Genomic DNA, 26692 nt, shown 5'->3' on the forward strand with positions numbered 1-26692 from the left:
GGCGCGCGTGGCGTTCGCGAATCATCGCACTCCCAACGCATGAGGGCGAGAACGGTTGAACCGCGGCGCGCATCCGAACCCTGCGTCGATGGACGTCCAAACGACGACGGCCCGCCATGAGGCGGGCCGTCGGGATGAATCGCTGCCGGCGTCGGCCGGCGAGCCGCGGCATTACGCCGCGTGAGCCGCCAGCGCGCGCTGCTCGCGGCGGTAGCGCAGCCAGTCGGAGAACCGCTCCATGTAGAGGTAGATCACCGGCGTGGTGTACAGCGTTACCAGCTGCGACAGCAGCAGGCCGCCGACGATCGACACGCCCAGCGGCCGGCGCAGCTCCGCGCCGATACCGTTGCCCAGCGCCAGCGGCAGGGCACCGAGCATGGCCGCGGCGGTGGTCATCATGATCGGGCGGAAGCGCAGCAGGCAGGCGCGGCGGATCGCCTCGCGCGGGCTCATGCCCTCGCGCTGCGCCTCGATCGCGAAGTCGATCATCATGATCGCGTTCTTCTTCACGATGCCGATCAGCAGCACGATGCCGACGATGCCGTCCACCGACAGGCTCATGCCGCACAGGATCAGCGCCAGCAGCGCGCCCACGCCGGCCGGCGGCAGGGTGGAGATGATCGTGATCGGGTGGATGTAGCTCTCGTACAGCACGCCCAGCACGATGTAGATCACAATCACCGAGGCGAGCAGCAGCAGCACCTCGTCGCCCAGCGAGGAGGAGAACTCCGCCGCCTTGCCGACGAACTCGCCGCGCACCTGCGGCGGCAGATTCTGCTGCTTGACCACCTCGTTGATCGCGTCCACGCCCTGCGACAGCGAGTAGCCCGGCGCCAGGTTGAACGAGATCGTCACCGCCGGCAGCTGCTGCTGGTGGCTGACCACCAGCGGCGCACTGGTGTACTCGGCGGTGGCCAGCGAAGAGATCGGAATGGTGCCGCCGCCGCCGACCTGGAAGCCGACGTTGCCGGTGTTGCCGATGCCCGACGGCGTGGCCGAGTTGCTCGAGGTGAGCTGGCCGAAGCTGGTGGCGTTGGAGCCGGTGAGCGCGCCGTTGCCGTTGCCGCGCACGGTGAGCTTGTTCATCAGGTCGTCGCTGTTGCGGAACTGCGGCGCGACCTCCAGCACCACGCGGTACTGGTTGAGCTGCGTGAAGATGGTGGAGATCTGGCGCTGGCCGAACGCGTCGTACAGCGTGTCGTCGATGCTCTGCACCGGCACGCCGAGGCGACTGGCCTTGTCGCGGTCGATGGTGAGCTTGAGCGCGTTGCCCGCGTCGGCCAGATTGTTGTCGACATCGGCCAGCTCCGGGCGCTGGCGCAGCGCCTGGGTCATCTTTTCGGCGTAGCCGGCCAGCTCGGTGGAGCTCACGTCGGACAGCGCGTACTGGTATTCGGTGGCCGACACGCGGCTGTCCAGCGTCACGTCCTGCACCGGCTTGAGGTACAGCGCCACGCCGGGAATGTTCGCCACCGCGGCCTGCAGGCTGGGCAGCACCTTGTCTAGGCCGTCGCGGTCGCCGCGATCCTTCAGCACGATCGACAGCTGGCCCTGGTTGAGCGTGGGGTTGATCGAGCCGGCGCCGATGAACGCCGCCACGCCGGTTACCGCCGGGTTCTTGCGCAGCGCGTCGGCCACCGCCTTGGTGCGCGCCTCCATCTGCGGGAAGGCGACGTTCTCGTCGGCCTGCACCACGCCGGTGATCAGGCCGGTGTCCTGCTCGGGCAGCAGGCCCTTGGGGATGGCGATGTACAGGAACACGGTGAGCACCACCGCCGCACCGGCCACCAGCATGGTCAGCCGGCGATGGTCGAGCACCCAGTCCAGCGTGCTGGCATACAGGTCCACCGTGCGCGTCCACAGGTCGCGCTTGCCACTGGCGGCCTGGCGCTCGTGGGTGTCGTCGCCCGGCGGCAGCTGGTCGGGCTTGAGCAGGTAGGCGCACATCATCGGCGTCAGCGTCAGCGACACCAGCATCGAGATGGTCACCGCGATGGTCAGCACCCAGGCGAACTCGTGGAACAGCCGTCCAGTGACGCCGGGCATCAGCAGCAGCGGCAGGAACACCGCCACCAGCGACACGGTCAGCGACAGCACGGTGAAGCCGATTTCCTTGGCGCCGATCTCGGCCGCCTCCTTGCCGCTCTTGCCCTGCTCGATGTAGCGCACGATGTTCTCGATCATCACGATCGCATCGTCCACCACGAAGCCGGTGGCCACGGTGAGCGCCATCAGCGAGAGGTTGTCCAGCGACATGCCGGCGAACGACATCACGCCGAACGTGCCCATCAGCGACAGCGGCACCGCCACCGACGGGATGATCGTCGCCCACAGTCGACGCAGGAACACGAAGATCACCGCCACCACCAGGAAGATGGTGAGGATCAGCGTGAACTGCACGTCGTGCACCGAGGCGCGGATGGTGATGGTGCGGTCGGCGAACACGTCCAGGTGCACGTCGGCCGGCAGCACGGCCTTGAGCGAGGGCAGCGTGGCGCGGATCTGCTCGACCGTCTTGACGATGTTCGCGCCCGGCTGGCGGCGGATGTCCAGCAGCACCGCCGGCTTGCCGTTGGCCCACGCGGCGAGCTGGTCGTTCTCCACGCCGTCGACCACGCTGGCCACGTCGGACAGGCGAACCGGCGCGCCGTTCTTGTAGCTGATGATGGTGTTCTTGTACTGCGCGGCGTCGACCAGCTGGTCGTTGGTGCCGATCGAGTAGCTCTGTGTCTTGCCGTTGAGCGTGCCCTTGGGCGCGTTGACGTTGGCCTGGCTGAGCGCGCTGCGCACGTCCTCCAGCGTGAGGCCGAGATTGGACAGCTGCGCCGGGTTCACCTGCACGCGCACGGCCGGCCGCACGTTGCCGGCGATCGACACCAGGCCCACGCCCTGCACCTGCGAGAGCTTCTGGGCGATGATCGAATCGGCCAGGTCGTTGACGTCACGCAGCGCGCGGCTGTCCGAGGTGAGCATCAGCGTGAGGATCGGCGCGTCGGCCGGGTTCACGCGGTTGTACACCGGCGGGTACGGCAGGTTGTTCGGCAGCGTGCCCTTGGAGGTGCTGATCGCCGACTGCACGTCCTGCGCGGCGATGTCGATGTCGCGGTCCATGTTGAACTGCAGCACGATCGTCGACAGCCCGGCGGACGAATCCGAGCTCATCATCGCCAGCCCGGAGATCTGCCCGAACTGGCGTTCCAGCGGCGTGGTGACCAGCGCCGCCATGGTCGCCGCGCTGGCGCCCGGATACTGCGTGGTGACCACCAGGCTGGGCGCATCGATCTCCGGCAGCGCCGACACCGGCAGCTGGCGATAGCCGAGCACGCCCAGCAGCAGCACCGCCACCATCAGCAGCGAAGTGGCGATCGGGCGTCGGATGAAAAGCGATGAGAATCCCATGGTGTCCTGGTCTGCCTTCAGTGGCGGGGCACGTGCCCGATCGTCAGTGGTGCGCCCGGGCGCGTGATGCCCGCACACCGCATCCGGCCGGGCCGGATGCGATGCGTCGGCGGATCAGCCGCGGCGACCGCCGCGACCGCCCGCCTTTTTGTCTTTCGCAACCTTCTTGAGCTCTTCCTCGGTCGGCGCGGCCGGCACTTCGCCCGGCTTGAGCGCCTTGACCTTGCTGCCCGGCTTGAGCCGGAACTGGCCCTCGGTCACCACCTGGTCACCGGTCTTCAGGCCCTGCGTCACCATCACGTGGCTGTCGCCCACTTCCTGGCCGGTGGTCACCGGCTGCATCTTCACCGTGCTGTCGGACGGCTGCAGCTGGTAGACGTAATCGCCGTCCGGGCCGCGCTGCACCGCCTGCGAGGGAATCACCAGGCCGCCCTGCACCGTGTTCACCTTCATTCGCACGTTGACGAACTGGCCGGGGAACAGCGCGTTCTCCTCGTTGGGAAACTCCGCCTTGAGGTTGAACGTGCCGGTGCTGGTGTCGATCTGGTTGTTGATCACCTTCAGCACGCCCTTGCCGGCGATCACCTTGCTGCCGGCGCTGTCGAGCGCGGCCACTTCCAGCGGCTCGCCGCGCTGCTGCGAGGAGCGCACCAGCTCCACGTTCTGCTCCGGCAGCGGAAAGATCACGTTGATCGGATGCACTTCGGTCAGCGTCACGATGCTCGACGAGGTGGTGACGATGTTGCCCGGGTCGACGCCGCGGATGCCGGCCATGCCGCTGATCGGCGCGATCACCTTGGTGTAACCGAGCTGCACCTTGGCGTCATTGATCGCCGCCTCGTCCGCCGCCACGGTCGCCTCGTACTGGCTGACCGTGTTCTGCAGCGTGTCCATGTCCTGCTTGGAGATGTAGCCCTGCTTGGCGAGATCGAGGCTGCGCGCCAGGTTGCTGCGCGCGGTGGCCAGTTGCGCCGCGTCCTGGCGCTTGCGCGCGGCGGCCTGGTCATAGGAAGCCTGCAGCGAGCGCGGGTCGATCTCGGCCAGTACCTGGCCCTTGGTCACTTCCTGGCCCTCGGTGAAGTTGAGCTTCATCAGCAGGCCGCCGATCTGCGGACTCACCGTGACCGTGTTGAGCGCCTGCACGGTGCCCAGCGCGGTGAGGTACACCGGCACGTTCTGCACGCTCACCGGCTCTACCGTGACCGGCACCGGATCGGCTTCCTTCGCTCCGGGACCATCCTTGCCGGCGGCAGCACCGGCCTGCGCGCGTGGTCCGGCGGCGGGCTTGTGCAGCAGGCGGACTCCGACCGCCGCCACCACGAGCACGGCAACAACGATCAGCGCGATCTTCCAAAAACGCGACATGTAAAACTCCCGGTTTGAACGGCAGGGCCCGAGCCCCGGCACGCGACGTGCGCGCACTGTCTGAGTGGCAGGAAAAGAATAGGTTCAGATCAACGACCCCGGACACTGCCGGTTGACATGGGTCCGCCATGACCGATGGCAGGGGGCGAGGCCTCGCAAACCCATGCATGACGGGGGACTGGGTGCGATTCGATCCCGCGCACGATACCCCGGGCTGCGACCGGCCGCCACGTCGACGCGCTGAAACTTGCGCCGGGCTTCGTCTATAATCCCGCGGCTGCCGCGACGCCGCCCCCTGCGGGATGGCGTCGTTCCGCGCCTGGGGCCAATGGTGGCCCCACATTTTGACTGGAGTACGTTCGTGAGCGGTTCCCTGACCAAATCCGATCAGAGCTTCATGCGTCAGTTCTCGATGCTGATCGCGGGCCTGAGTGTGCTGACCGTATTGCTGATCAGCCTCGGCTGGGCGATCTACAACCACGAGCCGAAGGAAACCAACCCGAACGCGCCGCAGCAGGTAGAAGCGCGCATCGCGCCGGTCGGCGCCGTGTACGCCGGCGACACCGGACGCGCGGCGATGGCCGCCGCCGAGGCAGCCGCGGCCAAGGCCGCCGCCTCGCAGGTGGCCTACGGCGGCACCACCGACGGCAAGACGATCTACGAGAATCTCTGCCACAGCTGCCACACCGCCGGCGTGGCCGGTGCGCCCAAGCTGGGCGACAAGGCTGCCTGGGCTCCGCGCCTGGCGCAGGGTCTGGATACGCTGGTGAAGCACGCGATCGAGGGCTACAAGGGTCCGGACGGCAACATGATGCCGGCCAAGGGCGGCAACCCCTCGCTGACCGACGCACAGGTCAAGGCCGCCGTCACCTGGATCACCGACCAGGCCAAGTAAGCCCGGCTTCGATCAGTTCAGAGCAAAACGCCGCCGCGAGGCGGCGTTTTTCGTTCGCCCCTTCGCCCTCGCGCGGAGAAGGTCGGGGTGAGGGGTGACGGAACCACCGATCCCCGCCCGGTCTGCGGACGATCCGGCGAGGTGGTCAGCGGACACCGCCTGCCTCAATCCGGGCGCGCCTTCGCGTGATCGATCCCGGCCTGGTAGATCCAGCTGCGCGCAAACGCCTGCAGCTCGGGAAAGAACACCTCGAAATGCCCGTCCAGCGCGCTCGCCTGCGCCTGCAGCACCGGCAAAGCGTCGGCCAGCGGATTGGCCCGCTGCAGCCGCTGGCCGATGCCGGCAAGCGCACGGCCCAGCACCTGCGTCCGCGCGTAGGCGGCCGGCAGGTCGTGTGCCTGCATGTAGGCCAGGAAGCGCTGCAGCGCCGGCGGCAGCTGCGGCTCGCGGTCGTGCAGCAGCGCGCGCAGGTCGGTGGAGAAACGCGCCAGCGGCACCGCCGACCAGCGCGGGAAGTCGCGCGCCAGGCAGTGGTCGAACCACATGTCCAGCAGGATGCCGGCGTAGCGGCGGTACGGCGGCGCCAGCTGCGCCTTCGCCGCCAGCACCTCGGGATGCGCGTCGGTGTACACGTCGATGGCGCGATGCAGGCGAATGCCCATGACCACCTCGCGCGGCCACGCGTCATCGGGCGCACCACGCACGAAATCGCCGAGCATGCCGCCCAGGCGCAGCGCGTCGTCGTCACCGGCCAGCAGGGCATGCGCGAGATGGTTCATGGGCCGAGAAATGCGGGCATACCGGGCGATCGACAAGCCGGCCGGTTATCATCCGCGGGATGAACATGCTCTCGCTTCCCGCCGATCCGGCGAGCTTTCCCGACGAGGCGGCCGGCTTCATGCTGCGCGGCCCGGCCGGCATGCTGGAGACCATCACCGACCTCGCCGAGCGCCCCGGCGCGCGGCGCGGGGTGGCGATCGTCTGCCATCCCAACCCCGTGCAGGGCGGCACCATGCACAACAAGGTGGTGACGATGGTCGAGCGCGCGCTGCGCGAATCGGGGCTGGACACGGTGCGCTTCAATTTCCGCGGCACCGGTGAATCGGAAGGCCACTACGACGAGGGCAACGGCGAAGGCGACGATCTCGCCGCGGTGGCCGACTGGGTGCGTCGCGTGCGCCCCGGCGAAGCGCTGTGGCTGGCCGGGTTCTCCTTCGGCAGCTACGTGACCATCCGCAACGCGGTGCGGCTGGGCGCCGAGGCGCTGATCAGCATCGCCCCGCCCGCCGGACGCTGGCCATTCGAGGGCTTCGAGCTGCCAACCTGCCCGTGGCTGGTGGTGATGGGCGAGGAGGACGAGGTGGTCGAGCCGCAGGCGGTGTTCGACTGGATCGACAGCCTCGAGGTCAAGCCCGAGCTGGTGCGCATGCCCGAGACCGGGCACTTCTTCCACCGCCGCCTGATGGACCTGCGCGGTGCCGTGAAGGCCGCCGCGCGCCGCTGGCTGCCGCCCGAGCGCGCCTGACCCGTCCCGTCCCCGCCATGACCGATACCGCATCCGGCGCGCCCAGCGCGCGCTACCACGAGGGCGTGGCCGCCCACCGCTGGGAGAGCGATCCGGCCCAGCTCGCCGTGCTGCCCGAGTTCGACCGCATGCACGCGGCGCTGAGCGCCGTGCCGGAAAGCCCCGGCCTGTTCGGACGGCTCAAGAGCCTGCTCGGCGGCGACCCGGTGGATGCCGTGCCGGGGCTGTACCTGTGGGGCAGCGTGGGCCGCGGCAAGACCTTCCTGATGGATCTGTTTGTCGCCGGCCTGCCGGCAGGTACCGCGCTGCGGCGGCATTTCCATCGCTTCATGGGCGAAGTGCACGCCGAGCTGCGCACGCTGGGCGAGCGCGCCGATCCGCTGGTGGAGGTGGCTGCCCGCATCGCCGTGCGTTGCCGCGTGCTGTGCCTGGACGAGTTCCTGGTCAGCGACATCGGCGACGCGATGATCCTGGCCAACCTGCTCGACGCGCTGTTCGCGCGCGGCGTGAGCCTGGTCACCACCTCCAACACGGCGCCGGCCAACCTCTATCGCGACGGCCTGCAGCGCGCCCGCTTCCTGCCGGCGATCGCACTGCTGCAGAAGCACTGCCACGTGGTGGAGATGGCGTCCTCGCGCGACTGGCGCCTGCGCGCGCTGAGCCAGGCGCCGGTCTACCTCACACCGCCCGGCGCGGAAGCCGAGCGCGCGCTGACGCGCATCTTCGCCAGCCAGGCGCAGGACGAGCCGGTCGACGGCGGCGCGATCACCCTCAACGGCCGCGACGTGCCGCTGCGCCGCCGCGCCGAGGGCGTGCTGTGGTTCACCTTCGACGCGCTGTGCGAAGGTCCGCGCGCGGTGGCCGACTACATCGCGCTGGCGAAATCCTCGGCCACCATCCTGGTCTCCAACGTGCCGCAGTTCACCGTGTACAGCGAGGACGCAGCCCGGCGCTTCGTGCAGTTGGTGGACGAGTTCTACGACCGCCGCGTGAAGCTGGTGCTGTCCGCCGCCGCGCCGATCACCGAGCTGTACGACGGCGAGCGCCTGCGTGCCGAGTTCGGCCGCACCGAATCGCGGCTGATCGAGATGCAGAGCGAGGACTACCTCGCCGCGCCGCACCGGCCCGAGTAGCACCTACGAAAACGGCCGCCCGGAGGCGGCCGTCGATAAGCGTCTGGCGAACGCTACGGATCAGAAGCGGTAGCCCGCGCTCACGCCGTAGATCCACGGGTTCACCTTCACCTCGCCGATCCCCGCGCCGTTGAGCTGCACCTCGCTCTTCCAGTCGAAGTAGCGGGCATCCGCGCGGATGAACACGGCGGTGCCCGGCGGGGCCCGGGCAGCGCTTCAGATACGGAGCAGCCCGCCGAAAAGACTGAATCTGCATTAAATTCATGTGCATGCCGGGCATACGACCGGCCCGGCGGCAGCGCCGCGCAGGGATGCACAGAAACAGGGGAAGGCAATGGCAAGCGAGTCGGACACCGCTCCGGACGACACGCCCGGCGAGGTGCTCAACCCGATCGACATGGCGGACGGCTTCGCCGTGCCGGGCTTCGACGCGGTGGCGCGACTGGCCGCCCATTCACTGCGCGTGCCGGTGGTGTCGCTGGTGCTGGCCACCGGCAGCGCGTACTGGTTCAGCGACGACGCGCGCAGCCCGCACTCGCCGCAGGCGCTGCATCCGCTGTACCTGGAGGCGGCCCGCCACGGCGAAACCCAGGTGGTGCCCGATACCAACGCCGACGAACGCTTCGGCGGCGTGCCGCTGCTCACCGACCTGCGCACGGCATCGATGCGTTTTTTCGCCAGCGAGCCGGTGTACACGCTCAGTGGGCAGCATGTCGGTGCGCTCTGCGTGATGGACTACGCCCCGCGCGATGGGCTTTCCGAGAAAGAGCACGACGACCTGCGCGATGCCGCCGAGCTGGCCGGCACCGGACTGGTGCTGGGCAGCTATCTCGGCCGCACCGATCCGGTCACCCAGCTACCCCATCGCAATGCCTTCTTCGAGGACCTGCGCGCACGCCAGCGCAGCGGCGCCCATCGCGCGTGGCTGATCGCCATCGACGTGGCCCCGGTCAGCCGCTTCAACGCCTTCATACGCGCGATGGGCCACGCCTACGCCGATGAACTGATGCGCGACGTCGCCGCCCGCATCCAGGTGTGGATGCCCGAGCACACCCACCTGTACCAGGTCGGCATCCATCGCTTCGCCGCCGTGTTGCCGGACTCGCCGCACGCGGTCGACGGCGCACAGATGGACGAGCTGGTGCACCGTCTGCGCCAGCCGTTCGATTGCCTGGGCATTCCGCTCACCATCCAGCCGGGCGTGGGCCTGCTCAACCTGGAGGTCGGCGAACTCGACGGCGGCGATCCGCTGCGGCTGGTGATGAGCGCCACGCATGCGGCCCAGGACAGCGTGCGCGGCTGGTCGGTGTACGAGCCCGCGCATGACGAACAGCACCGGCAGGAGTTCTTCCTCGTCACCGAGCTGGCCGCTGCGCTCAACGACCGCACCGAGCTCGAACTGCACTACCAGCCGCGGGTGGAACTGGCCAGCGGCCGCTGCGTGGCGGTGGAGGCGCTGGCGCGCTGGCGCCATCCCACGCTGGGCGCAATCCCGCCCGGCCGCTTCATTCCGCTGGCCGAGCAGGCGGGGCTGATGCGCACGCTCACCGAGTGGGTGCTCGACCACGCCATCGCCCAGCTCGGCGCGTGGCAGCGGGCGGGGCTGGCGCTGAAGCTGTCGCTCAACGTGTCCAGCAGCGACCTCGGCAGCGAACTGGTGGAGCGTCTGCGCAGCGCAGCGCGACGCCACGACGTGGCGCTGGACGCGCTGGAGCTGGAGTTCACCGAGAGCACGCTGCTGGAGCATTCGGACACCACGCGCGAGCATCTGGCGGCGATTCGCGCGCTGGGCATCGGCATCGCCATCGACGACTTCGGCACCGGCTACAGCAACCTTGCATCGCTGCGGCAGATGCCCGCCACCAGCCTGAAGATCGACCAGTCGTTCGTGCGCGCCATGGAGGCCAGCCGCCACGACGGCGCGATCGTGCGCGCGATGACCGAGCTGGCGCGCGAGCTGGGTTTTCGCGTGGTGGTGGAAGGCGTGGAGACCGCCCAGATCTACGCCGCCGTGTGCGGCATGGCCTGCGACGAGGTACAGGGCTTCCACATCGCGCGACCGATGCCGGCCGGCGAGTTGCCGGGTTGGCTGGCGCTGCGCGATGCCGCAGTGGGCTGATCCGCCTGCGTGAACCGCCGCCCAACCGGACGTAGGCAGACGCCGCGGCGCGCACCCGCGTGACGGCCGGCACAACCTGCCGACCGCCGGCACGGCACAGTGCGGCGTCCCTCCTCCCCAGGCACGCCATGCACGGCCCCTTGCCCGCCCGCGATCCGGTGTTTTCCCGTCCACTGCAGCCCCGCGTCCATCCGGCCGGCGCCGGCGGACGACTGCGCCAGTTCCGCCACGATGCGTTCGATCGCGACATGTCGCCACTGCTGGTGGTCGATCACGTGCAGTCGGCCGGACCGGACGTCGAGCCGTTGCCGCATGCGGGCCTGTCGGTGGCTACGATGGTGTTCGAGCACGCGCAGGGCGAGATCGAAACCACCGACAGCGCCGGCGCCAGCCACTGCGTGCGGCCCGGTGATCTGCACTGGACGCTGGCCGGGCGCGGGGTGGTGCGTCAGGCACGCGCGCGCGGCGACTCGCTCTCGCTGGACGTGCTGCAGATCCTGGTCAACTCGCCCAGCGACCTGAAGCAGCAGCCGCCAGCGAGTTTTCACCTGGCGGCGGCCGACGTGCCGCTGATCACCCTGCCCGGCAGCCGGCTGCGCCTGCTCGCCGGAAGCTTCGGCGCGCTGCGCTCGCCGCTGGGGCTGCCGCAGTCGCTGCTGATCCTGGATGGTCGCATCGACGCCGGCGCCACCTTTCCGTTGACCCTGCCGGCCGGCTGGAACGCCTGGTGCTACGCGGTTTCCGGCGAGCTGGCGCTGGCCGCCGACGGCGCCAGCACGCGCGCCCTGCCCGCCACCACCGCGGTCACGGCGGGCGCCCACGGCGCCGACGTGTTGCTGCGCATCCGCGGCGTAGGCACGCGCTCGCACGTGGTGGTGGTGGCCGGTGCCGCGATCCACGAGCCGCTGGTGCAGCACGGTCCGTTCGTGATGAACACGCATCAGGACGTGATGCGCGTGGTGCGCGACTACGAAGCCGGACGGCTCGGCCGCCTCTGATTCAACCGCGCGCGGCCAGCTCGGCCGCCATCGCCTCGCGCATCAGGTACTTCTGCACCTTGCCGGTGACCGTCATCGGGAACGCGTCGACGAAGCGCACGTAGTGCGGCACCTTGTAGTACGCCAGATGATGGCGGCAGTAGTCCTGGATCTGCGCCTCGCTCGCTTGCATGCCCTCGCGCAGGCGCACCCACGCGCACACCTGCTCGCCGAACTTCGCGTCGGGCACGCCGAACACCTGCACATCCTGGACGGCTGGATGGCCATACAGGAACTCCTCGATCTCGCGCGGATAGATGTTCTCGCCGCCGCGGATGACCATGTCCTTGAGCCTGCCGACGATGCGGCAGTAGCCGTCGTCGTCGAGCGTGGCGAGATCGCCGGTGTGCATCCAGCCCTCGGCGTCGATCGCCTCGCGGGTGTGCGCTTCATCGTTCCAGTAGCCGCGCATCACCGAGTAGCCGCGCGTGCACAGCTCGCCCGGCGCGCCGCGCGGCACGGTGACGCCGTGCTCGTCGACCAGCTTCACCTCCAGGTGCGGCTGCACGCGACCCACGCTGTCCACGCGGCGCTCCAGCGGATCGTCCGGCACGGTCTGGAAGCTCACCGGGCTGGTCTCGGTCATGCCGTAGGCGATCGTCACCTCGGCCATGTGCATCTGGCCGACCACCTTGCGCATCACCTCCACCGGGCACGGCGAGCCGGCCATGATGCCGGTGCGCAGGGTCGACAGATTGAACTCGGCGAAGCGCGGATGCTCTAGCTCGGCGATGAACATGGTGGGCACGCCGTGCAGGCCGGTGCAGCGTTCCTCCGCCACGGTTTCCAGCGTGGCCAGCGCGTCGAAGCCCTCGCCGGGAATCACCATGCAGGCGCCGTGGGTGACGCAGGCGAGGTTGCCCAGCACCATGCCGAAGCAGTGGTAGAACGGCACCGGAATGCACAGCCGGTCATGCTCGGTGAGCCGCATCGCCTCGCCGATGAACCAGCCGTTGTTGACGATGTTGCGGTGGGTCAGCGTGGCGCCCTTGGGCGCTCCGGTGGTACCGGAGGTGAACTGGATGTTCACCGCGTCGTCGGCGCGCAGCGTCGGCTGCAGCGCGCAGGCGGTCGAGCGCGGCCGCGTCGGCGGACAGATCCGCCCAGCGCCGGGTGCCCGGCTGCGGCTCGTCGTCCAGCACGATCACCTCGCGCAGCGCCGGCAGCTGCGTGGCGTGCAGCTCACCCGGCGCGCACGCGGCCAGCTCTGGCGCCAGCGCGGCAAGGATGTCCAAGTAGTGCGAGGTCTTGAAGCGCCGCGGCAGCACCAGCGCGCGGCAGCCCACGTGGTTGAGCGCAAAGGCGAGCTCGTGCGAGCGGTAGGCCGGGTTGATGTTCACCAGGATCAGCCCCGCCATCGGCGCGGCGAACTGCAGCACCACCCACTCGGCGCGGTTCGGCGCCCAGATGCCGACGCGCTCGCCCGGCGCCAGGCCCAGCGCCAGCAGCGCGGCGGCAACGCGCTGCACCTCGGCGCGCAGCGTGCGGTAGCTCATCCGCACGTGCTGGCTGCGCACTACCAGGGCGTCGCGCTCCGGCCAGCGCGCCGCGATGCGCGCCAGCAGGCCGCCGACGGTGTCGTCGAGCAGCGGCAGGTCGGTGCGGCCGGCGACGTGGCTGGGGAGTGCATGCATGCGCGACATCCTCGGGAACGGGTGCAACCCGTCACGTGTACCACTGCGCGCTGGCGACGTCAGCTGCTAACGTCCGCGCTTTGCCGGCACTGGATCACCCATGACTGCCCTGCTCGCCCTGGCCCTGCTGTTGAACCCCGCCACCACGGGCGGCGACGACTTCCACGACCGCGTCACCCAGGGCCGGCTGGCCGAAGCCGCGGCGACCGGCCCGGCCTACCAGAAGGCGCTGTGGGCGAAGATCGGCAACCCGATGACCGACGCGCTGAAGGCCTGCATCGCCCGCAACGCGCCGGCGGACAAGTCGCCGTTCACCCTGGTCGCCGACGTCGGCGCGGACGGCCGCCCCGCGCACATCGACGTGCAGCCCGCCACGCCGCTGGCGACCTGCCTGGCCTCCAGCTTCGTGACGTGGACGCTGCCCGCGCCGCCAAGACAGCCGGCGCCGTATCCGATCGAGATCGACGTCAGCATCACGCGCTGACGCCGGCCGCGTTCACTCGCCCGGCGGCTGGCGCGCCTCCAGCCGGCGGTACAGCGTGCTGCGGCTGATCCCCAGCTTGCGCGCCGCGGCGGCCATGTTGCCGCGGCATGCGGCCAGCACCTGGTCGATCGCCTGCGCTTCGAGATCGTGCAGGTTGCCGGCCACCGGTTCGGCCGCGGCCGCCGCCGGCAGTGCGCCCGTCAATGGAGCGACCGCGCCGCGCCAGCCGTCGGGCAGGTCGTGCTCGGTGAGCGTGGCGCCGACCGTGCCCAGCGCCATCAGGCTGCGCAGCACGCCGACCAGCTCGCGCACGTTGCCCGGCCAGCGACAGGCCGCCAGTTGCTGCACCAGCCCGGGCGCCAGCCACATCGGCACCTGCTCGGCGCCCAGCGCCGCCCACAGGCGGCGCACGGTGTCGGCCACGTCCGGATGCGCGCGCAGCGGCGGCAAGTGCAGCACCGACTGCGCCACGCGGAAATACAGGTCGGCGCGGAATTCGCCGCGCTCCACCCCCTGCTGCAGCTGGCGATGGGTGGCGGCGATCACGCGCACATCGATGGCGTGCGCGCGACCGCCGCCCAGCGGCGTCACCTCGCGCTCCTGCAGCACGCGCAGCAGCCGGCTCTGCAGGGCCAGCGGCATGTCGCCCAGCTCGTCCAGGAACAGCACGCCGCCGTGCGCCTCGCGCAGCAGACCCGGCGAGCCCTCGCGCCGTGCGCCGGTGAACGCGCCCGGCTGGTGGCCGAACAGTTCCGATTCGATCAGCGCCTCCGGCAACGAGGCGCAGTTCACCGCCACGAACGGCGCCTGGGCGCGGGCGCTGCGCCGGTGCAGTTCGCGCGCCACCACTTCCTTGCCCGTGCCGGTTTCGCCCTGCAGCAGCACGGTGATGTCGGCGTCGAGCAGGCGCACCTGGCGATCGATCGCCGCATCCAGCACCGGATCGAACACCGCCGCCGGCGCGCGCAGCGGGCGGATCGCCTGCTTCGCCGGCGCCGGCTCGCGCGGCGCGCGCACGGTGCTGGGCACGTGGATGCGCGAGCGCTGCGCATCGCGCCGCGCGTGCACCATGTCGCCGGTCTGGCAGCGCATGCTGCCCACGCTGCCGGGCACCGGCAGGGCGGAGGCGAACAGCTCGTCGTAGCGGCGCTTGCCCAGCTCGCTCCAGTCCAGCCCGAGCAGGCGCAGCGCATGACGGTTGGCGGCGGCGAGGCGATGCCCCTCGAACACCAGCATGCCCTCGCGCGCGGTGCCGATCAGCGCCGGGTCGGGCTGGATGCGCACGATGTCGGCGCCGTCGAAAGCGGTTTCGAACAGGCGATGCTCGATCTGCTCCACCGCCAGCTGCACCATGCCCAGCGCATGCAGATGGTGCACCGAGGCGTGACCGGAGAGGTCGAGCACGCCGACCACCCGGCCCTGCGGATCGAAGATCGGCGAGGCCGAGCAGCTGAGCACGCGATGCGGCGCGTGGTAGTGCTCGGCGCCGCGCACTTCCACCGAGCGACGCTCGACCAGCGCGGTGCCGATCGCGTTGGTGCCGGTGGCCTGCTCGCTCCACGGCACGCCGGGGCGCAGCGACACGCGCGCGGCCTTGTCGAGAAAATCCGGATCGCCCAGCGCATCGAGGATGAAGCCGTCCGGCGCGGTCAGCACCACGATGCTGCCGGCCTGGTTGGCGCTGGCGTAGAGCGCCTCCAGCTCCGGCCGGCACAGCCGGCGCAACGCCTCGTGGCGCTCCTGCATCTCGCCCAATGCGCCGCGTTCCACCGGTGCCACGCTGGGCCGCGCGCTGGCCACCAGCCCCTGCTCCAGGCAGCGTCGCCACGAGGCGAGGATGGTGTCGGACACCAGGCCGCGAGGCGCGGCGCCATCACCGAAAAAGCTGCGGCGGGCGGCGTCGATCGAATCGGATATCGCGTTGTGTCGCATGGAACACTCCGGGGTGTCGCAGATTGCGACACCTGTTGCGTTGCGTGTTCCGATACAAAGCACACGCTTTTGCGAAGCGCAACGCGACCTTCGCGAGCGACGCTGCTGCGATGCAGCGGCAGGATTTTTTTCCCCAGCGCACCGGCGCTGCGCGCGGTTGGCACGGTGCAGCAAAGAGCGATGTCGACAGCTTGCTGGCATGGCTCCTGCTCCATCCCCCTCACCTTCCACCAGACGCGGAGCCACGCCATGACCAAACTCGAACAGCAGCATCTCGCCGTGCAGGTTCCCTTCAAGCAGCGCTACGACAACTTCATCGGCGGCCGGTGGGTGGCGCCCAAGGCCGGCCGCTACTTCGAGAACATCACCCCAATCACCGGCAAGCCGTTCTGCGAGATCGCCCGCTCCGACAAGGACGACATCGAGGCCGCGCTCGACGCCGCGCACGCCGCGAAGGACGCCTGGGGCAAGACCTCCGCCGCCGAGCGCGCGCGCATCCTCAACCTGATCGCCGACCGCATGGAGCAGAACATCGAGCTGCTCGCCCACGCCGAGACCTGGGACAACGGCAAGCCGATCCGCGAGACGATGGCCGCCGACCTGCCGCTGGCGATCGATCATTTCCGCTACTTCGCCGGCTGCATCCGCGCGCAGGAAGGCAGCCTCAGCCAGCTCGACGACGACACCGTGGCGTACCACTTCCACGAGCCGCTGGGCGTGGTCGGGCAGATCATCCCGTGGAACTTCCCGCTGCTGATGGCCACCTGGAAGCTCGCGCCTGCGCTGGGCGCCGGCAACTGCGTGGTGATCAAGCCGGCCGAGCAGACCCCGGCCAGCATCCTGGTGTGGGCCGAGATCATCGGCGACCTGCTGCCGCCGGGCGTGCTCAACATCGTCAACGGCTTCGGCCTAGAGGCGGGCAAGCCGCTGGCGTCGAGCAACCGCATCGCCAAGATCGCCTTCACCGGCGAGACCACCACCGGTCGCCTGATCAGCCAGTACGCCAGCCAGAACCTGATCCCGGTGACGCTGGAGCTGGGCGGCAAGTCGCCGAACATCTTCTTCGAGGACGTCTGCGCGGCCGACGACGACTTCTTCGACAAGGCGCTCGAAGGCTTCACCATGTTCGCGCTCAACCAGGGCGAGGTGTGCACCTGCCCCAGCCGCGCGCTGATCCAGGAGTCGATCTACGAGCGCTTCATGGAGCGGGCGATCAAGCGGGTGGAGGCAATCAAGCTGGGCAACCCGCTCGACCCGTCCACCATGATCGGCGCGCAGGCCTCCAGCGAGCAGCTGGAGAAGATTCTTTCCTACCTCGACATCGGCAAGCAGGAAGGTGCGCAGCTGCTCACCGGCGGCGCGCGCGCGATGCACGGTGGCGACCTGAAGGACGGCTATTACGTGCAGCCGACCGTGTTCAAGGGCCACAACAAGATGCGCATCTTCCAGGAGGAGATCTTCGGCCCGGTGCTGTCGGTGACCACCTTCAAGGACGAGGCCGAGGCGCTGGAAATCGCCAACGACACGCTGTACGGCCTGGGCGCCGGCGTGTGGAGCCGCGACGCCAACCGCTGCTACCGCTTCGGCCGCGGCATCCAGGCCGGGCGCGTGTGGACCAACTGCTATCACGCCTACCCGGCGCACGCGGCCTTCGGTGGCTACAAGCAGTCGGGCATCGGCCGCGAGAACCACAAGATGATGCTCAACCACTACCAGCAGACCAAGAACATGCTGGTGAGCTACTCGCCGAAGAAGCTCGGCTTCTTCTGACGGCGCAGCACGGGCGCGGATGCGGGCCATGCCGCCATCCGCGTACCGCCGCCATACCGGCACGACGGACGCAGAGGGGCGTCCGTCATCCCCAGCCAAGCGGGACACCGGGGCCCTGCCCCGCCGGCGACTCGCCCCGGGCGAGCGCGCTGGAGCCGTGCGGCCTGCAGATACCGGTGACGCGGAAACGGCAGCACGGCCACCCGGCCACGACAGCGGCGCTCGAACGAAGCCACCGCGCACATCACATCCACGGGGAGAGGGGCATGAACCAACGCACACGCGACACCGGCGCCCGACAGCGCCGCGCACATCAACGCGGGGCACTGCCGGCAGGGCTGCTGCTGATCGGACTGGCAGCGAGTCCGCTGACCGTCGGCGCCACCGAGTTCAAGGGCGACAACTGGACGGTGGACGTCAGCGGCTACGTCAACGCGTACTACACCACCGTCAGCTGCTCGGGCGACAACGTGGGCGGCACCGCGCTGGCCGGCCGCGCGCTGGGTTGCGGCGGCCAGCCGAACCGCACCACGGTGGGCAACGGCCTGCTGCCGAACGCGCTGGTGACCAAGTTCACCACCCGGCAGGAAGGCATCGACGTCAGCGCGCAGATCGGCATCATGGCGCACACCGCCACCGGCGACGCGCTGTCGGCCAACAGCGGCGTGGACGTGCGCCAGGCGTACTTCACGCTGGGCACGCCGGACTTCGGCACAGTCAAACTCGGCCGCGACTACGGCGTGTTCGGCGCCAATGCGATCCTCAGCGACATGACCCTGGTGGGCGCCGGCGCCCCGGTGCAGGCCACCCAGCGCGGGCGCGTCACGCTCGGCCACATCGGCGCCGGCTACACCTATCTGGGCAGCTACGGGCAGATCGTCTACACCTCGCCGAGCGCCAGCGGCTTCACTTTCACCGGCGGCGTGTTCAGCCCGGTCGACAACACCGGCGCGTACGACTCGCGCTCGGCGCCGCAGGTGCAGCTGCAGCTCGGCTACGCCGCGGGCGCATTCAAGGCCTGGGTCGGCGGCAAGACGCAGCGCTTCTACGCGAAGGACGGCACCGGCGCGATGCCGGCCCAGTTCACCATGAGTGCGGCCGAGGTCGGCGCGTCGTACACCCTCGGTGGCTTCAGCCTGCTCGGCAACGTGCAGACCGGTCGCGGCATCGGCATCCTCACCGACGGCGACCAGGGCGACCTGAAGGGCATCAACTACCTGGTGCAGGGCACCTACGCGCTCACCGACAAGCTCAAGCTCGGGCTCAGCGACGGCCTCAGCCGCAACCGCGACGACCGCACCAGCGCCGCCGACTTCAAGTCCAACAGCAACGTCACCGCCGGCGCGTACTACGCGCTGACCAGGAGCGTGACGCTGAGCTTCGAACTCGGCCAGACCCGCTCGAAGGACTTTGCCGGCCACACCGCCCGCCTCAACGGCGGCTCCGTCGGCGGCATCGTCTTCTTCTGATCAGGCCCCGCCTGATCGACCCGAACCGCTCGACTCGACCAACACGAGGATCATCCACATGAAGCGATCTGCATCCCTGCGCCAGACCACCCTGTTCGTCGCCATGCTCGCGCTCAGCGGAGGCGTCGTCGCCGCCGACTACGCGCCGGTGACCGACGCGCGCCTGGGCGCCGCGGCCACCGACAACGGCTGGCTGATGTACCGCCGCGACTACACCAGCTCCGGCTATGCGCCGTTCGAGGGCATCAACACCGCCAACGTGACCGGCCTGAAGCAGGTCTGGGACTACAAGACCGGCTTCGACCAGGGCCACGAGGCGCCGCCGATCGTCAACGGCGACACCATGTTCATCACCACGCCGAAGAACGAGCTGATCGCCTTCCAGGCCAGCACCGGCAAGCAGCTCTGGAAGTACCAGCACGACCTGTCCAAGGTCGGCCTGAAGACGGTCTGCTGCGACGTGGTCAACCGCGGCGTGGCGCTGTACGGCAACGACGTCTACATGGCCACGCTGGACAACTACGTGGTGGCGCTGGACGGCCCCACCGGCAAGGTGGTGTGGAAGCAGCAGCTGGCGCCATCGGACAAGGGCACCGCGATGACGCTGGCACCGCTGGTGGTCAAGGGCAAGGTGATCGTGGGCCTGTCCGGCGGCGAGTACGGCGCGCGCGGCTTCATCACCGCGCTCGACGCCAAGACCGGCAAGACGCTGTGGAAGCAATACACGATTCCCGCGCCGAACGAGCCGGGCGGCAAGACCTGGCCCAAGGGCGCGTACAAGACCGGTGGCGGCGGCGCCTGGCTCACCGGCACCTACGACACCGACACCGACACGCTGTTCTGGGGCGTCGGCAACCCCGGCCCGTGGCTGGCCACTCTGCGCCCGGGCGACAACCTGTACACCGATTCGGTGATCGCGATGAACCCGGCCACCGGCAAGATCAAGTGGCACTACCAGTACACGCCCAACGACACCTGGGACTACGACGGCACCAACGAGACCGTGCTCACCGACATCACCTACGAGGGCACCGCCCACAAGGCGCTGGTGTCGGCCAGCCGCAACGGCTGGTTTTACGCGATCGATCGCGTCGACGGCAAGCTGATCTACGCCAAGAAGTTCGCCACCGCCACCTCGGTGAGCGGCTTCAAGGACGGCAAGCCGGTCACCGACCCGGCGTTGCGCCCCACCGTCGACAAGGAAGTGTTCACCTGCCCCAGCTTCCTCGGCGGCAAGAACTGGTGGCCGATCTCGGTCGATCCGCAAACCCACATGGCCTACGTGCCGACCATGCACACCTGCATGACCATCAAGGGCGCCACCGTGGCGTACAAGGCAGGCCTGCCGTTCCTGGGCGAGACCTTCAAGGTGGTCGCCGATCCGGCGCACAAGGAAGGCTGGGGCTCGGTGCAGGCGATCGACGTCAACACCGGTGAGCAGGCCTGGACGCATCCGTCCAAGCTGCCGTGGAACAGCGGCATGCTCAGCACGGCCGGCGGCCTGCTGTTCTCCGGCAGCGCCGACGGCCACCTGTACGCCTTCGACGCCAAGACCGGCAAGGTGCTGTGGACCAGTCCGCAGATGACCTCCGGCTCGATCGGCGTGCCCAGCACCTGGGTGGTCGACGGCAAGCAGTACGTGGGCATCTACGCCGGCTGGGGCGGCGCCACGCCGATCTGGGGCGGCGACATGGCCAAGGACGAGGCGGTTGCCAACATCCCGGTGGGCGGACACCTGTACGTGTTCTCGCTGTAAACGGAGCCCTGCATGAAGAACCATCCCGAGCAACCCAGCCACCGTCGGTGGCTGGCAGCGATCGCCGCCGTGCTGCTGATGCACGGCGGCCTCGCCGTCGCGGCGGACCTGTCGGTCTGCATCGACTCCAGCAGTCCCACCGCCAGCATGGACACCGCGCTGGCGCACGCCGTGGCGCGGCAGGAAGGCGCCACGCTGCGCGTGCACGCGTTCGACGGCAGCGGCGACGACGACGGCTTCGCGCTGAAGCAATTCAACACGCTGGCGGCCAGGAGCTGCTCGCTGGTGCTGGGCTTTCCGATCGACGCCGACGCGCACGGGCTGCCGCCCGGCCTGCTGGCCAGCGCGCCGTACGGACACACCGGCTTCGTGCTGGTGACGCCCCGCCGCAGCAAGGCCAGCACGCTGGCGCAGCTGCCGGCGGGCAGCGACGTGGCGGTGACCTACCAGACCACGCCCAACCTGTACTTCGTCGACCACGCCAACGTCAGCGCCGACGTGCACCTGAGCGACGCCGAGTCGCTCAAGGCGCTGGAGACCCACGCGGTGGGTGCGGCGATGCTGTGGCGGCCCACGGTGGTGCGCTTCCTGGCCGAGCGCAAGGAGGCAGGGCGCTTCAGCGTGCACGAGCTCAACGAACCGCACGCACGCTTCAACCTGGTGGCGCTGTACGACGCCGACCACGCGGCGCAGGCCGCGTCGTTCCAGCAGGCGGTGGCGGCGCTGGAAGCCTCCGGCGAGCTGGCGCGCGTGCTGTCGCCCTACGCGCAGACCGGTGCCGCCGCGCCGACCCGGCACGGCAACTCGGCCATGCTCGGGCGCAGCGCGGGCGGGCGCAGCGGCCGCACCTGCGGTGCCGAGCGCAAGAGCGCGGGCAAAGGCGCAAGCAAGGGCAAGGCGCCGCCCGCGCTGTTCACCACCGTGCAGGCCGACAACGGCAAGGCGAAGTTCAAGGAGCACTGCGCGATGTGCCACGGGCCGAACCTGGAGGGCCGCGCCGGCCCGGCGCTGAAGGGGGCGAACTTCGCTTCCGACTCGTCGGACTTCCACGTCCGCGACATCTTCAACATCCTCACGCACAACATGCCGGCCACGGAGCCGGGCAGCCTGGCGCATGCGGACTACGTGGAGATCATGGCGTTCCTGCTGCAGCAGAACGGCTACCCGTCCGGCAGCAAGGCGCTCACCTACGAGGAGGCGGAAAAATCCAAGGTTCCGCTGATCTACCGCGGCCAATAGACTGGCCGCGCCGCGCGCATCCGGGCCACCGCATGCACGCGGCGGTGGCGTCATTGCGTCAACTCCACAGGAGATCGATTTGAAGCACGCGCCGAAGGTCTCGCCTCACCTCCTGCCGACCTCGATCCATCGCACGGCCGCGCGACGGCTGCTCACGACCGCCATCGCCGGCATCTGCGCGGTGATGCTGGCTCCGGCGATGGCGCAGCAGGCGCCCGCCGCAGACGACACCCGGCTGCTGCCCGCCGTGCAAGTCAACGCCAGCCGGCTGGACATTCCGCCGTTCGACGTGCCCGCGTCGCTCAGCGTGGTGCAGGTGGCGACCGCCGCATCCGGCCAGCCCGGCGTCAATTTCTCCGAGGTGCTGGTGGGCGTGCCGGGCATTCTCGCCCGCGACCGGCAGAACTACGCGCAGGACGAGCAGATCTCCATCCGCGGCTTCGGCTCGCGCTCCACCTTCGGCGTGCGCTCCATCCGCGTGTACATGGACGGCATCCCGTCCACCCTGCCCGACGGCCAGGGCCAGGTGGCGCAGTTCAACCTCGATTCGGCCGACCGCGTGGAAGTGCTGCGCGGGCCGTTCTCGGTGCTCTACGGCAACGCCGCCGGCGGCGTGGTGCAGCTGTACAGCGCCGACGGCACCGCGGTGCCGCAGACCACGCTGGGCGTGTACGGCGGCAGCTACGACAGCTTCCGTTTCCTGGCCAATACGCGCGGCATCGCCGGGCCGGTGAACTACAACGTTGCCGCCTCGGAATTCCTCTCCGGCGGCTACCGTGCGCACAGCCGCGTGCGGCGCGAGTCGGACAACGCCAAGTTCGGCATCGACCTCGGCCACGAGCGCAAGCTCACCGTGCTGCTCAACCGCATCAACCAGCCCGACACGCAGGACCCGCTCGGCCTGACCCGCGCCCAGCTCAACCAGGACCGACGCCAGGCCACCGCGGTGGCGGCGCAATACAACACGCGCAAGAGCGCCGAGCAGAACCAGCTCGGGCTGATCTACGAGCAGGCACTGAGCCAGGCCGATCAGCTGCGCGCCATGGCGTACTACGGCCAGCGCAGCATCATCCAGTACCTGTCCATTCCCCCCTTCGTGCAGAAGAACCCGCTGCAGTCCGGTGGCGTGATCTCGCCCGCCACCAACTACGGCGGCGCCGACCTGCGCTGGACCCATCGCGGCGAACTGGCCGGCGGCGACTACGAAACCGTGCTCGGCGCCAGCGGCGACTACCAGATCCAGCGCCGCACCGGCTACGAGAACTTCATCGGCTCCACCCTGGGCGTGCAGGGCGCGCTGCGCCGCAACGAGCACGACAACGTCAACAACGTGGCCGAGTACGCGCAGTTCTACTGGCACTTCGCGCCGCAGTGGTCGCTGCTGCTGGGGCTGCGCAACGATGAAGTGCGCTTCGCCGAGCACGACTTCTACATCACCGCGAACAACCCCGACGACAGCGGCCACGTGAGCTACCGGGCCACCACGCCGGTGGCCGGGCTGCAGTTCCGCCCGGCGGAGAACGTGCGCGTGTATGCCAGCTTCGGCAAGGGCTTCGAGACGCCCAGCTACAACGAGCTGGGCTATCGCAGCGACGGCCAGACCGGGCTGGCGTTCGACCTCAAGCCCTCGCGCAGCCGCAACTATGAGGTGGGCGCGAAGTGGCAGGCGACCCGGGGCCTGGAGTTCGACACCGCGCTGTTCCGCGCCGACACCAGCAACGAGCTGGCGGTGGCGACCAACGTCAACGGCCGCTCGACCTACCGCAACGTGGGCGACACGCGCCGCGAGGGCGTCGAGCTGTCCGCGACCGGCGAGCTGGCAACGAACTGGCGCCTCAGCGCCGGCTACACCCACCTGCGCGCGCGCTTCCGCAACGGTTTCCTCGCCTGTACCGGTTCGCCCTGCACCGTGCCCAGCACGCCGATCGCCGCCGGCTCGCGCCTGCCCGGCGTGCCGGAGGACTACGGCTCGCTGCGGCTGGAGCACGGCGACGGCACGGGCTGGCGCGAGGGCATCACGATCACCGGCGTGGGCGCGGTCACCGTCAACGACACCGATACCGACCGCGCCGCCGGCTATGGCCTGGTCGACGTGGACGCGGGCTATACCTTCGCGCTGGGCGACACCACGCGGCTGGACCTCAGCGCGCGGGTGAACAATCTCGCCAACCGCCGCTACATCGGCTCGGTGATCGTCAACGACGGCAACGGCCGCTACTTCGAACCCGGCCCCGACCGCAGCTACATGCTGGGCGCGCGGCTGACGTTCTGACGCCGCATCGCACGGGAGAGCCGCATGTCCGACCACGCCGCCGAGATCGCCAAGGTACTCGCCACACCCGCCGCCGAGGCGCTGATCGAGCGGCTGCGCGAACGGCACGGGCCGGTGCTGTTCCACCAGTCCGGTGGCTGCTGCGACGGCTCCTCGCCGATGTGTTATCCGCAGGACGACTTCATCGTCGGCGACCGCGACGTGCAGCTGGGCAGCATCGCCGGCGCGCCGTTCTACATGAGTCCGTCGCAGTACGAATACTGGAAGCACACCCAGCTGATCATCGACGTGATCGAGGGGCGCGGCGGCATGTTCTCGCTGGAAAACGGCGAGGGCGTGCGCTTCCTCACCCGCTCGCGCCTGTTCACCGACGCGGAAGTCGAGGCGCTGCAGGCGGCCGGGCGCTTCTGAGCGGCGCGGCGCCCTAGAATCGCGGCATCCCGATCACGCATGGATGCCGGCATGTCGTTGCCCCTGCCCCGCTGCACCCGCCTGCCGCTGCGCTTCGACGTGGCCGCGCTGCAGGCGGCCGTGCGTGCCCTGCCCGCAGACGCCTGGGAGCCGCACTTCAACCGCGGCTACTACGTGGGCGACTGGAGCGGCGTGGCCCTGCGGGCACCGCGCGGCGCGCATCTCGCGCTGGCCCCGGGCGAGGGCGACGGCTGCGACACGCCGCTTTGCGACACGTTCTGGCGGGCGCAACTGGCGCAGCTGCAGACCCCGCTGCGCAGCGCGCGCCTGCTGCGGCTGGGACCGGGCGGCTGCATCCGAGAACACTGCGACCACGATCTGGGCCATCCCGACAGCGACCGGCGCCTGCACGTGCCGATCGTCACCGACGAGGGCGTCGACTTCCTGCTCGACGGCGCGCGCGTGCCGATGCGGCCGGGCGAATGCTGGTTCCTGGATCTGGCGCGGCCGCATCGGGTGGAGAACCACGGCGGCACCGTGCGCGTGCACCTGGTGGTGGATGCGCGGCCCTCGCCCTGGCTGGATGCCCAGCTGGCCGCCGGCGCCAGCGACACGCCGCCCTGCGCGCCCAGCCGGGGCAGCGCGGCCTTCGCCGCGTTCCGCGATCGCGTGCACGCCGATCCCGCGCTCGAACGCGCGCTGATGGCGCACGGCGATGCCGCGGGCTTCGTCGCCGCGGTGCTCGCCCAGGCCGCCGCGCTCGGCCTGCACTTCAGCGCCGAGGAGGTCGATGCCGCGATGGCGCAGGGCCGGCGCGCGTGGAAGGCGCAGCGCCTCGCATGAAGCACCCCGCCATCGACCAGCGCGGCTGGCTGCCGATCCGTCTGTGGCGCGCCGCGGACGGCTGGCGCCTGGACTGGTGCCACTTCGGCGCGCAACCGCTGCGTGAACCGTTCTTCAGCGACGACGTCGACCTCGCGTTGCGCCAGCCCTTCAACCAGGCAATGCGGCGGGAGACCTCGCTGCAGGGGCTGCTCGACGGGCACGCGCCGCAGCCCGCGCTGGCGCCACGCGCCTTCGTGTTCCACATCTCGCGCTGCGGCTCGACCCTGCTGGCGCAGATGCTGGCGCGGCTGGACAGCCACATCGTGCTGTCCGAACCGCCGCCGCTGGACGCGCTGCTGCGCGCGCCCTACGACGATCCCGCCATCGCCGCCGTGCAGCCGGACGCCCTGCGCGCCCTGCTCGCGGCCTACGGCCGGCCGCGTGGCGGCAGCGAGCGGCACATCGTGATCAAGCTCGATGCCTGGAACATCTTCGAGCTGCCACGACTGCGCGCCGCGTTTCCCGACACCCCGTGCCTGTTCCTGTATCGCCATCCGCTGGAGGTTGCCGTGTCCCAGCTGCAGATGCCCGGGCGGCACACGGTGCCCGGCCTGCTCGGCAGCAGTCCGCTGGCGCTGCCCGCGGACGAGGCGGCGGGCATGCATCGTTCCGTCTACGTCGCCCGCATCGTGGGCCGGCTACTTGAGGCGGGGCTGGAAAGCTGCCGCAGGCACGGCGCGCTGCCGGTGAGCTACGAGGAACTGCCCGGCGCCGTCGGCGGCCGGCTGGCCGCATGGCTCGGCCTGGATGCCGATGCGGCCGCGGCGGCGATGGCCGGCGCGCGCGACCACGCCAAGCGCCCCGGCGAAGCGTTCCAACCCGACCGCGAGCGCAAGCGTCAGCAGGCCGACGAGGCGCTGCGCGAAGCCGTGTCCACCTGGGCGCTGCCGCACTACGAAGCGCTCGAAAACCTGCGGCTCGCCGGCCACGACGGGCCCCTGCCAGCGGATTGAGCGTGCCTGCGCGTCGGCGCGCTATTTTGCAGTTATCCACAAGATATTGGGTTGACCGCGCCTCCACAGGCCACTATGTTGCGCTCGTTGGTGCACGACCAGACGCGACTGTCGGTCGGGCTTAAAAGGGAATCCGGTGCAAATCCGGAACTGCCCCGCAGCGGTAAGTGGAAACGAAACTCCTCACATGCACTGGGCCGCCGCGCCTGGGAAGCGAGGGGGATTAGGTAGGCGCAAGCCTGGGTCCGCGAGTCCGAAGACCTGCCAGCACGTCGGGCCCCACGGGCCGGTGGTCGCGTTCAGTGAGACGCGATGCGCCGATGCTCTCGCGACCCGACGCAGGTGGCCGCTTCCGCGGGGAGGCGCGTCGCATCGCAGGCCGTCATGCGCCTGCGTGTCGACGCGTCGTTCCCA

At 69.8% G+C, this 26692-nt stretch carries 19 protein-coding genes, 1 pseudogene and 1 riboswitch; of the genes and pseudogenes, 14 read left to right on the forward strand and 6 right to left on the reverse strand.

What is annotated here, in order from left to right:
• Positions 1 to 171: 171 nt before the first annotated feature.
• Positions 172 to 3399, reverse strand: a complete 3228-nt coding sequence (locus tag ISP17_RS18320; protein WP_404635771.1) for an efflux RND transporter permease subunit — start codon at positions 3397 to 3399, stop codon at positions 172 to 174.
• 114 nt (positions 3400 to 3513) lie between these two features.
• Entirely contained in the window at positions 3514 to 4764 is a 1251-nt protein-coding gene (locus ISP17_RS18325; RefSeq protein ID WP_404635774.1) for an efflux RND transporter periplasmic adaptor subunit, read from the reverse strand.
• 373 nt (positions 4765 to 5137) lie between these two features.
• Between ISP17_RS18325 and ISP17_RS18330 the strand changes: the two genes are divergently transcribed.
• A complete protein-coding gene (locus tag ISP17_RS18330; RefSeq protein WP_404636062.1) occupies positions 5138 to 5659 on the forward strand; it encodes a c-type cytochrome in 522 nt (173 codons plus the stop codon).
• A 164-nt stretch (positions 5660 to 5823) separates the two neighbouring features.
• Here ISP17_RS18330 and ISP17_RS18335 read toward each other — a convergent pair whose 3' ends face one another.
• Positions 5824 to 6438, reverse strand: a complete 615-nt coding sequence (locus ISP17_RS18335; RefSeq protein ID WP_404635776.1) for an acyl carrier protein phosphodiesterase — start codon at positions 6436 to 6438, stop codon at positions 5824 to 5826.
• A 59-nt stretch (positions 6439 to 6497) separates the two neighbouring features.
• On the opposite strand from ISP17_RS18335, the gene ISP17_RS18340 reads away from it, so the two are divergent.
• Positions 6498 to 7184, forward strand: coding sequence for an alpha/beta hydrolase (locus ISP17_RS18340; RefSeq protein ID WP_404635778.1), 687 nt, complete (start codon positions 6498 to 6500; stop codon positions 7182 to 7184).
• Positions 7185 to 7201: 17 nt separating this feature from the next.
• Positions 7202 to 8317, forward strand: coding sequence for a cell division protein ZapE (gene zapE, locus ISP17_RS18345; RefSeq protein ID WP_404635780.1), 1116 nt, complete (start codon positions 7202 to 7204; stop codon positions 8315 to 8317).
• Between the two features lie 60 nt (positions 8318 to 8377).
• Here zapE and ISP17_RS18350 read toward each other — a convergent pair whose 3' ends face one another.
• Positions 8378 to 8503: a hypothetical protein gene (locus ISP17_RS18350; protein WP_404635782.1), complete on the reverse strand. Its 126-nt coding sequence runs from the start codon at positions 8501 to 8503 to the stop codon at positions 8378 to 8380.
• Between the two features lie 148 nt (positions 8504 to 8651).
• Between ISP17_RS18350 and ISP17_RS18355 the strand changes: the two genes are divergently transcribed.
• The gene (locus ISP17_RS18355) at positions 8652 to 10436 is read left to right on the forward strand and encodes a putative bifunctional diguanylate cyclase/phosphodiesterase (RefSeq protein ID WP_404635784.1); all 1785 of its coding nucleotides are present in this window, start codon (positions 8652 to 8654) and stop codon (positions 10434 to 10436) included.
• A gap of 128 nt (positions 10437 to 10564) precedes the next feature.
• Positions 10565 to 11434 carry a pirin family protein gene (locus ISP17_RS18360; protein ID WP_404635786.1) on the forward strand — a complete coding sequence of 290 codons (870 nt, stop codon included), beginning with the start codon at positions 10565 to 10567 and terminating at the stop codon, positions 11432 to 11434.
• Between the two features lies 1 nt (position 11435).
• Here the strand turns inward: ISP17_RS18360 and ISP17_RS18365 are convergent.
• Positions 11436 to 13107: pseudogene (locus ISP17_RS18365) on the reverse strand (AMP-binding protein).
• A 100-nt stretch (positions 13108 to 13207) separates the two neighbouring features.
• Between ISP17_RS18365 and ISP17_RS18370 the strand changes: the two are divergent.
• Positions 13208 to 13591, forward strand: coding sequence for a peptidase C13 (locus ISP17_RS18370; protein WP_404635788.1), 384 nt, complete (start codon positions 13208 to 13210; stop codon positions 13589 to 13591).
• A 12-nt stretch (positions 13592 to 13603) separates the two neighbouring features.
• On the opposite strand, the gene ISP17_RS18375 is transcribed toward ISP17_RS18370, so the two are convergent.
• Positions 13604 to 15523: a sigma-54-dependent Fis family transcriptional regulator gene (locus tag ISP17_RS18375; protein ID WP_404635790.1), complete on the reverse strand. Its 1920-nt coding sequence runs from the start codon at positions 15521 to 15523 to the stop codon at positions 13604 to 13606.
• Positions 15524 to 15772: 249 nt separating this feature from the next.
• Between ISP17_RS18375 and adh the strand changes: the two genes are divergently transcribed.
• From adh to ISP17_RS18415, 8 genes are all read left to right on the forward strand, one after another.
• Positions 15773 to 17293: an aldehyde dehydrogenase gene (adh, locus tag ISP17_RS18380; RefSeq protein ID WP_404635792.1), complete on the forward strand. Its 1521-nt coding sequence runs from the start codon at positions 15773 to 15775 to the stop codon at positions 17291 to 17293.
• Positions 17294 to 17559: 266 nt separating this feature from the next.
• Positions 17560 to 18762 carry a porin gene (locus ISP17_RS18385; protein WP_404635794.1) on the forward strand — a complete coding sequence of 401 codons (1203 nt, stop codon included), beginning with the start codon at positions 17560 to 17562 and terminating at the stop codon, positions 18760 to 18762.
• A 58-nt stretch (positions 18763 to 18820) separates the two neighbouring features.
• The gene (locus ISP17_RS18390) at positions 18821 to 20518 is read left to right on the forward strand and encodes a methanol/ethanol family PQQ-dependent dehydrogenase (RefSeq protein ID WP_404635796.1); all 1698 of its coding nucleotides are present in this window, start codon (positions 18821 to 18823) and stop codon (positions 20516 to 20518) included.
• A 12-nt stretch (positions 20519 to 20530) separates the two neighbouring features.
• Complete coding sequence (locus tag ISP17_RS18395) at positions 20531 to 21757, forward strand: c-type cytochrome (protein ID WP_404635798.1); 1227 nt, start codon at positions 20531 to 20533, stop codon at positions 21755 to 21757.
• Positions 21758 to 21941: 184 nt separating this feature from the next.
• Positions 21942 to 24029, forward strand: a complete 2088-nt coding sequence (locus ISP17_RS18400; protein ID WP_404636064.1) for a TonB-dependent receptor family protein — start codon at positions 21942 to 21944, stop codon at positions 24027 to 24029.
• Between the two features lie 24 nt (positions 24030 to 24053).
• Entirely contained in the window at positions 24054 to 24440 is a 387-nt protein-coding gene (locus tag ISP17_RS18405) for a DUF779 domain-containing protein (protein WP_404635800.1), read from the forward strand.
• Positions 24441 to 24491: 51 nt separating this feature from the next.
• Positions 24492 to 25283 (forward strand): aspartyl/asparaginyl beta-hydroxylase domain-containing protein, encoded by a 792-nt coding sequence (locus ISP17_RS18410; RefSeq protein WP_404635802.1) that lies wholly within the window; start codon positions 24492 to 24494, stop codon positions 25281 to 25283.
• Complete coding sequence (locus ISP17_RS18415) at positions 25280 to 26278, forward strand: hypothetical protein (RefSeq protein ID WP_404635804.1); 999 nt, start codon at positions 25280 to 25282, stop codon at positions 26276 to 26278. The genes ISP17_RS18410 and ISP17_RS18415 overlap by 4 nt, the downstream gene beginning before the upstream one ends.
• A gap of 71 nt (positions 26279 to 26349) precedes the next feature.
• Positions 26350 to 26561: riboswitch (cobalamin riboswitch) on the forward strand.
• Positions 26562 to 26692 lie beyond the last annotated feature (131 nt).

It is taken from the genome of Dyella ginsengisoli (genome assembly GCF_044904665.1).
Taxonomy (GTDB): domain Bacteria; phylum Pseudomonadota; class Gammaproteobacteria; order Xanthomonadales; family Rhodanobacteraceae; genus Dyella_A; species Dyella_A ginsengisoli.

Coding starts and splice junctions, on each gene's coding strand:
- ISP17_RS18320 (WP_404635771.1), bottom strand. CDS start 3,399: ATGGGATTCTCATCGCTTTTCATCCGACGCCCGATCGCCACTTCGCTG.
- ISP17_RS18325 (WP_404635774.1), bottom strand. CDS start 4,764: ATGTCGCGTTTTTGGAAGATCGCGCTGATCGTTGTTGCCGTGCTCGTG.
- ISP17_RS18335 (WP_404635776.1), bottom strand. CDS start 6,438: ATGAACCATCTCGCGCATGCCCTGCTGGCCGGTGACGACGACGCGCTG.
- ISP17_RS18340 (WP_404635778.1), top strand. CDS start 6,498: ATGAACATGCTCTCGCTTCCCGCCGATCCGGCGAGCTTTCCCGACGAG.
- zapE (WP_404635780.1), top strand. CDS start 7,202: ATGACCGATACCGCATCCGGCGCGCCCAGCGCGCGCTACCACGAGGGC.
- ISP17_RS18355 (WP_404635784.1), top strand. CDS start 8,652: ATGGCAAGCGAGTCGGACACCGCTCCGGACGACACGCCCGGCGAGGTG.
- ISP17_RS18360 (WP_404635786.1), top strand. CDS start 10,565: ATGCACGGCCCCTTGCCCGCCCGCGATCCGGTGTTTTCCCGTCCACTG.
- ISP17_RS18370 (WP_404635788.1), top strand. CDS start 13,208: ATGACTGCCCTGCTCGCCCTGGCCCTGCTGTTGAACCCCGCCACCACG.
- ISP17_RS18375 (WP_404635790.1), bottom strand. CDS start 15,523: ATGCGACACAACGCGATATCCGATTCGATCGACGCCGCCCGCCGCAGC.
- adh (WP_404635792.1), top strand. CDS start 15,773: ATGACCAAACTCGAACAGCAGCATCTCGCCGTGCAGGTTCCCTTCAAG.
- ISP17_RS18385 (WP_404635794.1), top strand. CDS start 17,560: ATGAACCAACGCACACGCGACACCGGCGCCCGACAGCGCCGCGCACAT.
- ISP17_RS18390 (WP_404635796.1), top strand. CDS start 18,821: ATGAAGCGATCTGCATCCCTGCGCCAGACCACCCTGTTCGTCGCCATG.
- ISP17_RS18395 (WP_404635798.1), top strand. CDS start 20,531: ATGAAGAACCATCCCGAGCAACCCAGCCACCGTCGGTGGCTGGCAGCG.
- ISP17_RS18400 (WP_404636064.1), top strand. CDS start 21,942: ATGCTGGCTCCGGCGATGGCGCAGCAGGCGCCCGCCGCAGACGACACC.
- ISP17_RS18405 (WP_404635800.1), top strand. CDS start 24,054: ATGTCCGACCACGCCGCCGAGATCGCCAAGGTACTCGCCACACCCGCC.
- ISP17_RS18410 (WP_404635802.1), top strand. CDS start 24,492: ATGTCGTTGCCCCTGCCCCGCTGCACCCGCCTGCCGCTGCGCTTCGAC.
- ISP17_RS18415 (WP_404635804.1), top strand. CDS start 25,280: ATGAAGCACCCCGCCATCGACCAGCGCGGCTGGCTGCCGATCCGTCTG.